General features: G+C 67.3%; 12 protein-coding genes. 10 read left to right on the top strand and 2 right to left on the bottom strand.

The window, feature by feature from the left end; genetic code table 11:
- Window positions 1-16 precede the first annotated feature (16 nt).
- From GK109_RS07900 to GK109_RS07880, 5 genes are all read left to right on the top strand, one after another.
- A complete protein-coding gene (locus GK109_RS07900; protein ID WP_157239567.1) occupies window positions 17-916 on the top strand; it encodes an NAD(P)-dependent oxidoreductase in 900 nt (299 codons plus the stop codon).
- Between the two features lie 70 nt (window positions 917-986).
- Complete coding sequence (locus tag GK109_RS07895) at window positions 987-2,453, top strand: GntP family transporter (RefSeq protein WP_157239565.1); 1,467 nt, start codon at window positions 987-989, stop codon at window positions 2,451-2,453.
- Window positions 2,453-3,304, top strand: coding sequence for a class II fructose-bisphosphate aldolase (locus GK109_RS07890; RefSeq protein ID WP_157239563.1), 852 nt, complete (start codon window positions 2,453-2,455; stop codon window positions 3,302-3,304). The genes GK109_RS07895 and GK109_RS07890 overlap by 1 nt, the downstream gene beginning before the upstream one ends.
- A gap of 153 nt (window positions 3,305-3,457) precedes the next feature.
- Entirely contained in the window at window positions 3,458-4,771 is a 1,314-nt protein-coding gene (locus GK109_RS07885) for an acyltransferase (protein ID WP_157239562.1), read from the top strand.
- 236 nt (window positions 4,772-5,007) lie between these two features.
- Window positions 5,008-5,337 carry a GNAT family N-acetyltransferase gene (locus GK109_RS07880; RefSeq protein ID WP_157239560.1) on the top strand — a complete coding sequence of 110 codons (330 nt, stop codon included), beginning with the start codon at window positions 5,008-5,010 and terminating at the stop codon, window positions 5,335-5,337.
- Window positions 5,338-5,426: 89 nt separating this feature from the next.
- Here GK109_RS07880 and GK109_RS07875 read toward each other — a convergent pair whose 3' ends face one another.
- A complete protein-coding gene (locus tag GK109_RS07875; RefSeq protein ID WP_157239558.1) occupies window positions 5,427-5,744 on the bottom strand; it encodes a hypothetical protein in 318 nt (105 codons plus the stop codon).
- A 331-nt stretch (window positions 5,745-6,075) separates the two neighbouring features.
- Between GK109_RS07875 and GK109_RS07870 the strand changes: the two genes are divergently transcribed.
- The 5 genes from GK109_RS07870 (at window position 6,076) to GK109_RS07850 (ending at window position 12,425) form a co-directional block, all read left to right on the top strand.
- The gene (locus GK109_RS07870; RefSeq protein WP_370460461.1) at window positions 6,076-7,731 is read left to right on the top strand and encodes an aspartate aminotransferase family protein; all 1,656 of its coding nucleotides are present in this window, start codon (window positions 6,076-6,078) and stop codon (window positions 7,729-7,731) included.
- Entirely contained in the window at window positions 7,728-9,098 is a 1,371-nt protein-coding gene (locus tag GK109_RS07865; RefSeq protein ID WP_157239556.1) for a lysine N(6)-hydroxylase/L-ornithine N(5)-oxygenase family protein, read from the top strand. Before GK109_RS07870 ends, GK109_RS07865 begins: the two co-directional genes overlap by 4 nt.
- Window positions 9,095-9,664 carry a GNAT family N-acetyltransferase gene (locus GK109_RS07860; protein ID WP_157239554.1) on the top strand — a complete coding sequence of 190 codons (570 nt, stop codon included), beginning with the start codon at window positions 9,095-9,097 and terminating at the stop codon, window positions 9,662-9,664. Before GK109_RS07865 ends, GK109_RS07860 begins: the two co-directional genes overlap by 4 nt.
- Window positions 9,661-11,550, top strand: a complete 1,890-nt coding sequence (locus GK109_RS07855) for an IucA/IucC family siderophore biosynthesis protein (protein WP_157239552.1) — start codon at window positions 9,661-9,663, stop codon at window positions 11,548-11,550. Before GK109_RS07860 ends, GK109_RS07855 begins: the two co-directional genes overlap by 4 nt.
- Window positions 11,551-11,618: 68 nt before the next feature.
- Window positions 11,619-12,425, top strand: coding sequence for an SDR family oxidoreductase (locus GK109_RS07850; RefSeq protein WP_157239551.1), 807 nt, complete (start codon window positions 11,619-11,621; stop codon window positions 12,423-12,425).
- Here GK109_RS07850 and GK109_RS07845 read toward each other — a convergent pair.
- Window positions 12,375-13,484, bottom strand: a complete 1,110-nt coding sequence (locus tag GK109_RS07845) for an FUSC family protein (protein ID WP_157239549.1) — start codon at window positions 13,482-13,484, stop codon at window positions 12,375-12,377. The genes GK109_RS07850 and GK109_RS07845 overlap by 51 nt on opposite strands.
- Window positions 13,485-13,680 lie beyond the last annotated feature (196 nt).

Genomic DNA, 13,680 nt, shown 5'->3' with positions numbered 1-13,680 from the left:
TTCAATGGAGAACACCATGACCAGCAACTACACCGTCACAGTCCTGGGCCTCGGCGCCATGGGCCTGCCCATGGCCACCCGCCTCGCGTCCCAGCTGACAGTCCACGGCTTCGACATCGCCGAACCGCGCCTGAAGCTCGCCGAAGAAGCCGGCATCGCCACCTTCGCCTCTGCCCGCGAAGCCGCCAAGGGTGCCGACGTCGTGCTCCTGGCCGTCCGCAACGGCGAGCAGCTCAACGACGTCCTCTTCGGCGAGAACGGCGTGGCCTCCGTGCTTGAGCCCGGCGCCGTCGTCATCCTTGGCAGCACCGTGGGCACCGAAGCCATCCCCGCCACGGTGGCCAAGCTCGCCGAATACGGCGTGGACCTCGTTGACGCACCGCTGTCCGGAGGCCCCAAGCGCGCCGGCGAAGGCGACCTGCTGATCGTCGTCGGCGCTTCCCCCGAAGCCCGCGAAAAGGCAGCCCCCGCGCTGGACCTGCTGGCTTCCACCCTGACTGTTGTGGGCGACAAGCCCGGCGACGGACAGGCCCTCAAAACCGTCAACCAGCTCCTCTGCGGCGTGCACATCGCCGCAGCGGCCGAAGCCATGGCCCTCGCCGACGCCCTCGGACTGGACCAGGCCAAGACCCTCGCCGCCCTCGAGGCCGGCGCCGCGGGCTCGTTCATGCTGTCCAACCGCGGGCCGCGCATCCTTGAGGCCTACAACGAGGAAGGCGCCGAGGTCCTCTCCCGCCTGGACATCTTCGTCAAGGACATGGGCATCGTGGGCAAGGCCACCCGTGCCGCCGGCCTGGCAGCCCCGGTTGCCGCTGCTGCCGAGCAGCTCTACCTGCTGGGCCAGGCCCAGGGCCTCGCCGCCGCCGACGACTCCGCCGTCATCAAGGTCGTTGCGCCCACAAGGCGCACCGCGTAGCCACTTTCCTCAACCAGCGCCTGATGGCCGGTCTTCCGGAAGACCGGCCTGTCAAAGGAGACACCCCGAAATGAACCACCTGATGCACCCGCTGATCGCGCGGGCGGCTGAAACTCCAGCCATCAAACCCGCAGTGGAGCTTGGCACTCCGCTGCTCCTGACCATCGCAGCCCTCGGCATTGCCGTGCTGCTGGTCATGATCATCCGCTTCAAGATCCAGGCCTTCGTTGCCCTGCTCACCGTCAGCATCCTGGTTGCCGTCGCTGCCCAGATCCCGCTCAAGGACGTCTTCACCGTTGTCGCCAACGGTGTCGGCAGCACCATGGGCAAGGTGGCATTGCTGATCGCACTCGGCGCCGTCCTGGGCCGCATGATCGAGGTGTCCGGCGGCGTCCAGTCCCTCGCCGCCCACTTCACCGCAAAGCTCGGCGCCAAGCGGGTTGCCGTGGCCCTCACCGCCGTCGGCTTCCTGGTAGCCATTCCGGTCTTCTTCGAAGTCGGCGTCATTGTGCTGGTCCCCATCGTCTACGCCTTCGCCAAGATCGCCAAGGTGCACCCGGTCAAGTTCGGCCTGCCCATGGCCGGCATCATGCTCGCCATCCACGTGGCCGTTCCGCCGCACCCCGGCATCGTGGCAGGTGCCGGCGTCTTCGGTGCCGACATCGGACTCATCACCCTGATCTCCCTGGCCATCTGCATTCCCCTGGGCTTCCTGTCCTACTGGGTTGCCAGCATCATGAACCGCAAGGAGTACGAGCTCCTCCCGTCCGTCAAGGCACAGGTTGAAGAATTCGGCTCCGACTCGCTGGTCAAGGTAGGCCACGACGGCCCCGGCGCCATGGCTGTTGCCCCGCCCCGTCCCGGCCTGATCATTTTCCTCATCGCCGCCCCGATTGTGCAGATCCTCCTTGGCACCCTGGGCACCCTCTCCATCCCCAAGGACAACTCCTGGTACGGCCTGGCCGCGTTCATCGGCAACCCGTTCTTCGCGCTGCTGGTGGCCGTTGCGCTGTCCTTCTTCCTGCTGGCCGTCCGCCGCAACTGGTCGCTGAAGGAAACCGGCGAAATCTTCGAGGGCGCCCTGCCCCCCATCGCCTCCATCCTGATGGTGGTTGCCGCCGGCGGCGTGTTCGGTGAAGTCCTCCGCACCTCCGGGATCGGCGCCGCCCTCTCCCAGACCCTGGACCACCTGGGCCTGCCCGTCATCGCCCTTGGCTTCGTCATCTCCCTGGCCCTTCGCGCCGCGCAGGGTTCGGCCACCGTTGCCATCGTGACCACCACCGGCCTGCTGACGTCCGCCGTGATGGAAGGCGGCTACACCCCGGCCCAGATCGCCGTGATCGTCATCGCCATCGGCTTCGGTTCGCTCGGCCTGTCCCATGTCACCGACGCCGGGTTCTGGACCGTGGTGCGCTACTACGGACTCACTGTTTCGGACGGCCTGAAGACGTGGACCGTCCTGACCACCATCCTGGGCCTGGCCGGCTTCGTCCTGACCCTCATGGCCTGGATCCTGGTGGGAGGCCTGGGCGTCTGATGCGTACCCGACTCGACCGCCTGGTGACCGCCGCCCTCCAGCAGGGTTCCGCCATCCCGGCCTTCACCTGCTACGACTTCACAACGGCGCTGGCCGTGGTGGCAGCGGCGGAGGAATCCGGCCGTGGCGTCATCCTGCTGGTGGCCCCGAAGACTGCCGCCACGTCGAACGGCCTGCGCCTCGTCGGTGCCCTCCGTGGCCTCGCTGACGCTGCGTCCGTCCCGGTGGCGGTGCAGCTTGACCACGCAACGGACCTTCGGGTGATGGCCGACGCCGTTGCGGCAGGGGCGGATTCCGTCCTCGCCGACGGTTCCTCCCTCCCTTACGAGGACAACATTGCGCTGGTCCGGGCGGCCCGTGCGCTGCTGGGGCCGGACGTGGTACTTGAAGCCGAGCTTGGCGGGCTCGCCGGCGACGAGGACCGCGCCTTCAGCGCGGACCAGTCCGGCGTCGCCGTGGCCGGCCTCACCGACTCCGCCCTGGTGGAGGACTTTGTGGCCCGTACCGGCGCGGAACTGCTGGCTGTCGCCGTCGGAAACGTCCACGGTAAATACAAGGGCGAGCCGCAGCTGCGCTGGGACGTGCTGCAGGACATTGCGGTGCGCACGCACCTTCCGCTGGTCCTGCACGGCGCTTCCGGAATCCCGGCGGAGGAGCTGGTGAAGGCGGCCTCCATGAACGTTGGCAAGGTCAATTTCAACACGGAGCTCCGCACCGGCGTCCTGGCCACACTGGAGGAGCAGCTACCGGGCCACCGCGCCGACGGCGAGAACCTGCAGGCGCTCCTGGGCCACTGGAACAGCTCCGCCCGCGACTTCGCAACCACCACGCTGGCGACGCTCACGCGCTGAGATTTCCGCAGGGGAGGGAGGCCGGGATCAACCATGATCCTGGCCTCCCTCCTTTTTGTGATCCTGGTGCCCTCCTCAAGCTCACCCTTAACCTGAGCCTGCTTCCGGGCGCACAATGGAGCTGTAACGAGCAGTTACCGCAAAGGAATGAACATGGGCGGCGCACAGGAGCAGGGGACATCTTCGCAGCCCGGTCCGGCGGGCACCCGCGACGAGGTGCTTGACCTCGTCCGGTTCTTTTGCCTGGCACTGGTGGTGGTCGGCCACTCCATGATGGGTAGCCCCGTACTGCATCCGGACGGAACGGTCACTACCCACAACACCCTGGCCGAGCAGGACTGGTTTGAACCCGTGATCTGGGTGTTCATGGTCATGCCGCTGTTTTTTGTTGCCGGCGGCACCACGGGCCTGCAGTCCTGGCAACGGCTCAAGGCCGGGGGCGGCACCGCCGCTGAGTTCCTCCAGGCACGGCTCCTGCGGATGGTGCGCCCCGCCGCTGCCCTGCTGGCGGTAATGTTCCTTGGGCTCTGGATGGCCGGGCTGCTTGGCGTGCATCCGCAGGTGGTGGAGCTGATGGCAGCCGGGGCCGGGATGCCGCTCTGGTTCCTCGCGGCGTACCTGGCGGCGCAGCTTTCCATTCCGCTCCTGGCCGCCTTCCATGCGCGGAGCCCGTGGCTGGCTATGGGGGTCCTTGCTGCCCTCGTGGTGGCCGTGGACTGCCTTCGCGGAACGCTGCCCTTGCTCGCATATGCCAACCTGGTATTCCTCTGGTGTGCGGTGCAGCAGCTGGGGTTCCTGGCCGCCGACGGCCGCTTCGCCAGGCTCTCCAAGTCCGGCCTGCTGGCGCTCATCCTCGCCGCGAACCTCCTGCTCGGCCTCGTCGCTGCCCTGGGCCTGTACTCCGGGAACATGCTGGTGAACCTCAACCCGCCGAACCTGACCCTCTTCCTCCTGGGTATTTCGCAGGCCGCCCTGATCGAACTTGCCCGGCCTGCGCTGGTTCCGCTCTGCTCCCTCGGATGGGTACGGACGCTGCTTCGGGTGGCGGGCGGCCGTTCGCTGACCGTGTACCTGTGGCACCTTCCCCTGCTGGTGGCAATGTCAGGCCTGCTCCTCCTCACCTCCGTCCCCAAGCCCGCCGCCGGAACCGCGGAGTGGTGGTGGTCGCGCCCCGTGGTCCTGCTGTCACTGCTCCTGCTGCTGCTTCCGGCGGTGGCGGCGTTCGGCCGCCTGGAGGATCGGCCGACGGCGGCACTTCAGGGCCGCCGTCCGCCCGCCATGGCGGTGGCGGCCGCCGTCGTGGTGGTCTTCACCCCCGCCGCGGTAGGGGCCGCAATCAATGGGCTGACGCTGGGATTGCTGGGGGCCGGGGCAGCCTGCTTCCTCCTGGCACTGGTGCTGCTTCACGGGGTGCGGCGCCCGCTGCGGACCGGATCCGCTCCCACGGCAACGGAAATGTCCCGCTAGCCAAACTTCCCGCCAGCCCAACTACTTGGCCGGAGGAATCGCGGCCCGGGCGGCTTCGCCGGGCTGCATGCCCGTCATGGCGTCGGCGGAACAACTGAGAGCGGGCTCGGAACCACCGTCCGCGAAGCGGGAGCTGAGATCCAGTCCTGGCTCCAACGCACCGGACTCCTTCCGGCCGGGCAGGACACCGGGGCGGAGGCATTGCCAGCGGAGTGAAGTAGTGCCAGTGTCGAACCATGACCGAGAACACGATGTCCAGCGAGGATAAGTTCGCCCCCGACGTCTCTGTGCGGCGCAACGATGCGCAGCACCGTTATGAGCTTCACGTGGGTGATGTCCTCGCCGTCCAGTCCTTCTACCGGGACCTGCCGGGCCACATAGACTTCTCCCACACGGAGACCGGCGAGGAATTCGAAGGGCAGGGACTGGGACGTGTCCTGGCCCACTTTGCGCTCGACGACGTGGTGGCGTCAGGAAAGCGGATCATTCCGCATTGCCCGTTCATCGCCGGCTACCTTCGTAAGCACGAGGGGTACGAGCAATACGTGGATTGGCCGGACAGCTGATCCGCTCCTGAACACTTGAGCCGGACGGCTGAGGGGGACCAGCCGATCCAGCGCCGTCGGGGAGCCCGCCGAGGGGCGTTTCCCAGCAGTCAGCTGGCGAGTGCGTGTTCGGCGAGGACCGGGACGTCGATGGTGAAGCCGCAGGCACAGCGGTACGTCTCCACGTGCTCGGAAGCAGCTCCCAGGCCCATGCCCACCGGGACCACCGAGGTTCCGTCCACATAAACGGGCATCCGAACAGGGAGTGCTTCCGGATCCAGCAGCTGCATCGGGGCGCGGCAGTGCATCCGTGAATTGAGTGTGACCAGCAAGCCCATATCCGCGGGCCGGGTGACGCTCAAAGAAGATTCTGCTCCTGCGTCAGGCTCCCCGGGCACCGTAAGCTGGTCTTCAATAACGCTGGTCATGATGTTCATCCTTGGGCTTCTTTCACGAAGCTGCCGGCGTTGGCAGCCCCGCCGCGAACTGCTTGCGGAGGTTCATTTACCCCATAAGCAAAGCATGCTTACTAATTGTTCGCCAAATTGACGCTTGCGCCCTCAGTGCATCTTGCCCGCTTCCGGCCGGCCGGTTATTTTGCAGCAGGACTGCCCCGGCTGCCAGTCAATGACGCCGAAAAGGGCCCGCGCAGGGCAGTTTCACGACTCCTTCGCTAAATACATCACAAAAGTTTGATTAAAAGGGTTACCTAAGTAAGGCTTGCCTTTGTTCGATGTAATGCCGACCGAAGGAAAACCAGTGCCGCTGCTGCCCCGCCTTGACGAGCTGGAAATGGATGATCCGCCCAACACCAATGGAGCAACGAGCCATGACCGGCCAAACCATGACCGGCCAAACCATCAGACCCCAGTTCAGGAACCTGGCGGCAGGGACTTCGGCTCGCGTGTGGAACTCGCGCTGGCGGCCAGCAACCACCTCCTCAACGCACGCAACTCGCCGCGGTATGTGGCCCAGGTGCTGCAGGGCGTAACGGCCGTTGCCACGAAACTTGAGCGGACCGCCCGGCCGTTCACCGGCGTCGGACCCTCCGAACTGGAGGCCCGCGTAGGCGCCGTGGACCTCGAAAGACCCCTGCCGGACACGGCCGCCGCCCTCCAGGAACTCGAGGATGTGTACCTGCGCGATGCCGTGTACTTCCACGACGCCAGGTACGCCGCCCACCTTAACTGCCCCGTGGTCATCCCGGCGCTGGTGGGCGAAGCGGTCCTGTCCGCGGTGAACTCCTCCATGGACACGTGGGACCAGAGTGCAGGCGCCACCATGATCGAACGCCGGCTTATTGACTGGACCGCAAAAAGGCTGGACCTTGGTGACGCCGCGGACGGCATCTTCACCTCCGGCGGCAGCCAGTCCAACCTGCAGGCCCTGCTGATCGCCCGCAACCATGCCGTTGCCGGCCTGCGGCAGGACCCTGCCCGCGCCGGGCTCCGGCTTCCGGCGCTGCTGGACACGCTGCGGATCTTCACGTCCGAGGACAGCCACTTCAGTATCCAGAAGTCGTCATCAATGCTGGGCCTGGGGTTCGACGCCGTCGTCACCGTCCCCTGCACGCCGGACCACCGGATGGATCCTGCCGCCCTCGCCGAGGCCCTGGCCGGCGCACGGGACGCCGGTTTGACCCCGATGGCGGTGGTGGCCACCGCGGGCACCACGGACTTCGGCGCTGTCGATCCGCTCCCGGAGCTCGCCGCACTGGCCCGGGCCTACGGGGCATGGTTCCACGTGGACGCTGCCTACGGCGGCGGCCTCATTGTCTCCGGCCGCTACCGGCACCTCCTTGACGGCACAGGGCTTGCCGACTCGGTCACCGTCGACTTCCACAAAACCTTCTTCCAGCCGGTCAGCTCCAGCGCCCTGCTGGTGCGCGAACGGACCATGCTGCGCCACGTCACCTACTATGCGGACTACCTGAACCCGCACAGCGCAGCGCTGGCAGCCATCCCCAACCAGGTGGACAAGAGCATCCAGACCACCCGCCGGTTTGACGCCCTGAAGCTGTGGCTCACCCTGCGCATCATGGGCGCGGACGCCATCGGCGCCCTGTTCGACGAAGCCATCGACCTCGCCGCGCGTGTGGGCAAGCTCCTCGCCGCCGACGACGCCTTCGAACTCGCCGCCCCGCCCCGGCTCAGCACCCTGGTTTTCAGGTACCGGCCCCGCCTGGACAGCGGCGACCGGATCAGCGAGGACGCGGCGGATGCCCTCAACCCGGCCATCCGGGCGGCGGTCTTCGCCTCCGGGGAAGCGGTGGTTGCCGGAACCACGGTGGGCGGCCGGCACTACCTGAAGTTCACGCTCCTCAACGCCGAGGCCACGCTGGAGGACATTTCCGGCATCATCAACTTCCTGCGCCGCACGGGCGCCGGGCTGCTGCGCAGCGAGGCGACCGCATGAGCAACACCGCCACCCAAAAGGCAGGCAGGCGCAGGATCTACGACTTTGCCGCGATCGGCGTCGGGCCCTTCAACCTGGGCCTCGCGGCGCTGGCTGAACCGGTGGAAGGGCTGGACGGCATCTTCCTGGAACGCAGGGAATCCTTTGACTGGCACCCCGGGATGATGCTGGCGCCGGCCCACCTGCAAGTGCCCTTCATGGCCGACCTCGTCACCCTGGCCGATCCCACCTCGCCATACTCATTCCTGAACTTCCTCAAGCAGGCCGGCAGGCTCTACCGGTTCTACATCCGGGAAAATTTCTACCCGCTGCGGGCGGAGTACAACCAGTACTGCCAGTGGGTGGCCGGGCAGTTGCCCGGCGTCCGATTTGGCACAGCTGTGCTGGATGTAACGTACGACGACGGCGTGTACCGGCTTACCGTCTCAGGTCCGGGAGGGCCTGAGGTGCTGCTGGCGCGGCGGCTGGTGCTGGGCACGGGCACCTCCCCGGACGTGCCCGGGGCTGCGGCAGGGATCGTGGCCGATTCACGTGCGGGAGCCGGGGGAGTGGTCCTCCACACCGCCGACTACCTGGCGCGGAAGGCAGAACTGCAGCAGCAGCGCAGCATCACCATCCTGGGCAGCGGCCAGAGCGCCGCCGAGATCTACTACGAACTGCTCCAGGAATCGGACGCCCACGGGTACCAGCTGAACTGGGTGACCCGCTCCGGCAGGTTCTTCCCGCTTGAATACACCAAGCTGACGCTTGAGATGACCTCGCCCGAGTACGTGGACTACTTCCACGCCCTCCCGCAGCACCAGCGCGATTACCTGAACAAGGCCCAGAAAAACCTCTACAAAGGCATCAATTCGGACCTGATCGACGCCATCTACGACCTGCTTTACACCACGAGCATCTCCGGAATGGTGGACACCCGGCTGCTGACCCACTCGAGCCTGACCGCTGCCTACTGGAACCCCGGGGCCGGGACCCACACCCTGCACCTGGAACACGCGGAGCAGGGCACGTCCTACACGCTGGACAGCGAAGCGGTGGTGCTGGCCACCGGCTACGGCTACCAGGAACCAGGTTTCCTCGCCGGCATCCGGGACCGCATCGACCGGGACAGCGCGGGCAGGTTCGCCGTGGACCGGAACTACAGCACCGGCGTCCAACCCGGCGAGATCTTCGTCCAGAATGCCGAGCTGCACACCCACGGGTTCGCCACCCCGGACCTGGGCATGGGCGCCTACCGCAACTCCTGCATCCTGCGCGAAATGACCGGCCGCGAGGTGTACCCCGTGGAGCGCAGCATTGCGTTCCAGCAGTTCGGGCCGCCGGCTGCGGTTGGCTCTCCGCTGGATTGCGGACCGGTGCCGGCATGACATTCACCTTCCGCTGCCTCGACGCCGAAGCCGACGCGCCGCTCCTTCACAGCTGGGTGACCCAGCCCTACGCCTCGTTCTGGGGCATGCCGTCCGCCAGCGTGGAGGACGTGGTGCAGGAATACAGGAACATCCAAGCGAGCGGCCACCACCACGCGGTGCTGGGGCTCGACGGCGGAGTCCCCGCCTTCCTGATGGAGGAGTACCTTCCCGCGTCCTCGCCGCTGGCCGCCGTGTACCCCGTCCTTCCCGGGGACGTGGGGATGCACCTGCTGGTGGCCCCGCCGTCGGCCGCACCCGTGCGCGGCTACACCGCCGCGGTGATGGACGCCGTCCTGGCACGACTCTTCAGCACGCCGGGAGTGGACCGCATCGTGGTGGAGCCGGATATCCGGAACACCAGGATCCACGCCCTGAATCAACGCCTGGGCTTCCAGCCCGCCGGGGCGGTCACCCTTCCGGACAAGGACGCGCTGCTGAGTTTCTGCAGCCGCGACGATTACCTGGCCGCCCGAACGTCCCTTCTGCCCGCCCTTACGCCCGTAACCCAGGGAGCGCCACTATGACTATCGACCTCGATCCCGCCGCCACAACCACCCCCGGGCAGCCCTCCGCCGGCCCTGCACCGCATCCAGGCCCTGTACCGCATCTCACCGGCGAAAGGTGGGACAACGCCAACCGGCACCTGCTCCGCAAGGCACTCGCCGAGTTCTCCCACGAACGGATCCTCACCCCGGAACCGGTGGGAGGTAAGCCTGGCGGGGCCGGGGCGGACGGGCGCGGCCGCTACCGGGTCCGCAGCGATGACGGCACCTCCGAGTACCAGTTCAGCGCCCGGATCCTAAGCATGGACCACTGGGCCATCGATCCCGGCTCCATCCGGCACTTCCGGGGCGGCACCGAGGCGCCGCTGGACGTGCTGGAGTTCATCACCGGGTTCCACGGAATGCTGGGCATCAACCTCCATATGCTCCCCGTCTACCTCGAGGAGGTCGGCAGCACCCTGGCGAGCCACGCCTACAAGCAGTGGGCCGGCCAGCCGACGGCGGCTGAACTCGCGGCAGGGATCACCGGCGGCGAGGACCCGGCGGCCGACTTCCAGGCCATTGAGCGCAGCATGACCGAGGGCCACCCCTGCTTTGTTGCCAATAACGGCCGCCTGGGCTTCGGCATCAGCGACTACCACGCCTTCGCACCGGAAACGGGCGCCCCGGTGCAGCTGGAGTGGATCGCCGTGCACCGCACCCGCGCCGTCTTCACTGCATCGGAAGGGCTGGAGTACCGGGCGCACCTGCAGGCCGAGCTCGGATCCCTGCTCGGCACCTTCACCGCTGAACTGCAGCTGCAGGATCTCGATCCGGACCAGTACTTCCTCATGCCGGTACATCCCTGGCAGTGGGAGAACAAGCTCACGGTCACGTTCGCGGCGGAGATCGCCCGGCAGCGCATCGTCCACCTGGGCGCCGGGACGGACAGCTACCAGGCGCAGCAGTCGATCCGGACCTTCTTCAACACCAGCGACCCCGTCCGCCACTACGTCAAGACGGCCATGTCCGTGCTGAACATGGGCTTCATGCGCGGGCTGTCGCCGGAGTACATGAAGGCCACCCCGGCCATCAACGACTGGCTGCGGAACCTGATCGAGGCGGACGATGCACTTCAGCGCCGCGGGTTCACCATGATCGGCGAGGTCGCCGCCATCGGCTACCACAACGGCTACTACGAGGCAGGCGCTGCGGGCGGTTCGCCGTACCGGAAGATGCTCTCCGCCCTATGGCGCGAAAGCCCCCTGCCGCTGCTGCAGGACGGGCAGCAGCTGGCCACCATGGCCTCGCTCCTGCACGTTGACGCGAGCGGCAGGCCCATGGTTTCGGCGCTCATCGAGCGCTCCGGCCTGCCGGCAGGGGACTGGCTGCGGCGGTATTTCGAGGCCTACCTGGTTCCACTGGTTCATTGCCTCTTCCGGTATGAGATGGCGTTCATGCCGCACGGCGAGAACGTGATCCTGGTGTTCGAAAACGGCGTACCCGTCAGGGCCGTCATGAAGGACATCGCCGAGGAAATCGTGGTGATGGGGGACCGGCTGGACCTGCCGGAGGATGTATCCCGGATCCGGGCGGAGATCCCGGACGGCCAGAAGGTGCTGGCCGTCTTCACGGACATCTTTGACTGCATTTTCCGTTTCCTGGCCGCGCTCCTGGACGGGGACGGAAGACTGGGCCAGGACGACTTCTGGCGGATTGCCGCCGCTGCGGTCAAGGACTACCAGGGGCAGCATCCGGAACTTGCCGGCCAGTTCGCCCGGCATGACCTCTTTGCCGCCGACTTCGAGCTGTCCTGCCTGAACCGGCTGCAGCTGCGCAACAACCAGCAGATGCTGGACCTGGCAGACCCGTCCGGCGGGCTGCAGATGGCAGGACGCCTGGCCAATCCGCTGGCGAGGTTCGCCTGAGGACCACGCCTGGTACCACACGGACAGTGGACCGGGACGGGAGATCGGCGCCTCGCTAGGCTTGCAGCATGACCACGCCGCACCCCCAGCAGGATCTTTCCGGGACAACAGCCCTCGTCACGGGGGCCAGCGCGGGGCTGGGGTCCGAGTTCGCGCGCCAGCTGGCCGCCCAGGGCTGCAACCTGGTGCTGGTTGCGCGGAACCGGGCCCGCCTCGAGGAAGCAGCGGCGGGCCTGGAACGGCGCTACGGAACCACTGCCGAGGTGCTTCCCGCAGACCTGACGGACGACGCCGGCGTGGCCGCCGTCGTCGAACGCCTGTCCGATGCGCGGCGTCCGGTGGGGATCCTTGTCAACAACGCCGGAATCGGCCTGCTGCACAACTTCGAGGACAACCACATCTCGGAGGAGAAGAAACACCTCAAGCTGCACGGGGAAACCGCCATGGAGCTTACCCATGCCGCGCTCAAAGGCATGCTGGAGCGGGGCGAGGGCCGGATCATCAACGTGGCCAGCATCGCCGCTTTCCTGCCGCGGGGCACCTACTCCGCGGCGAAGGCCTGGCTGGTGAGTTTCAGCCGCTGGGCAAACCTGGCCTACGGCAAACAGGGCATCAAGGTCACCGCGGTGTGCCCGGGCTTCACCCACACGGAGTTCCACGACCGGATGGGCATGGACAAATCGGTGGCGCCGTCCTGGGCCTGGCTGCATGCCGAGCGGGTGGTGCGGGAAGGCCTGGCGGACAATGCCCGGGGCAAGGCGGTGTCCATCCCCTCCAAGAGGTACAAGGTGGTGGCGGCCGTTGCCCGGGTGGCGCCGGCAAAGCTAATGGCGGGGCCGCCGCGGAAGCCGAAACAGGGACGGAAACCCGAGTAATGCTGACGGCGGGCGCGACCCCGCCCGCCGGACAGCCACCACCACGCCGATTCCCACCAGCGCCCCCACCATGGTCTCCACAGCGCGCTCCAGGATCAGGACCGCCGGGTCGGCGGGGGCTGCGAGCTGGGTCATCAGCAAAATGACCGGCGTGAAGGAAACCATGGCCAGGCCGTAGTGGCGGGTCATGAACAGCTCGGTGGTGAACTGGAAGAGGATCACCAGGAGCGCCAGCACCACGGCCTGCCGGCCCGGGAACAGGCCCGCCAAGGACCATGGCACCGGAAGAATGGCGGCGGCGGTGACCCCCAGTCCCACGAACGTCCCCACGATCCGGTGGATGCCCCGCCGGACGCTGCTCGGAAGGTCGGCCCCGGCCAGCGGCACCGCAGCCGCGGCCATGGCCCAGTGCGGATGCCCGCTGCCCGTCAGGACGCCCACAGTGCCGGCCGCACCCACTGCCAGGACGTACCGGGAGGCATGCACCAGCATCTCCCGGTGCCCGGCGGGGCTCAGGGCCGGAGCAGCCCGGACGGCGCCGGGCTGCCAGGACCTGCGGCGGATCCAGCCGCCGAAGCCCACCAGCATGGAGAACGCGGCAGACCCTGCGGCGATCAGCATGGCCACCTGCCACGGAACCACAGTGGGCACTGAGGCGCAGGCTCCCAGCGCGAGGATCCCAAAGAACGGTCCGTTGGGCTTCAGCCGCACGCGGTCCGCGAAGAGGGATCCGACGCCGGCGAGGACGGCTTCCACTCCCACGAGCCACCACGAGTGGAGATGGTTGACGGACAGGAACACGCCCACCGCCACACCGCCCAGCAGGACGACGGTGGCCTGGGACTGGTGCCGGAGCCGGAGCTGGTGCGGCTCTGAGCGCCCGTACATGCCGGTCAGGGCGCCAAAGACGGCATAAATCATGAGGTCTGAACGACCTGTGGCCAGGAGCAGGAGTGACGGAACCGCAACGCTGAGGGCAACGCGCAACGCCGCCAAATGGTCATTGTTGGCCGGTTCCAGCCGATGGAGCGCGCGCACCTGCACGAGGACGCGTTCCATGACTCATCACCTCTTGCTGTTCCAGTACGGCCTTTTGGAAGTTATCACCGTGGGGTAGGGCCCGTCATTTCCACTGCCCGGCGCAGGACTCGGAACGTCATTCCGGCCGGTACGCCAAAGGCCCGCCCCTTCGTGCTTCCTCCAAGGAAACACGAGGGCGGGCCTTCTGGGCGTGGGCCGCAAGACGGGGCTCCGG

The organism is Pseudarthrobacter sp. GA104, from assembly GCF_009741265.1.
Lineage (GTDB): Bacteria > Actinomycetota > Actinomycetes > Actinomycetales > Micrococcaceae > Arthrobacter.
This window is presented reverse-complemented; position numbering and strand designations above follow the sequence as displayed.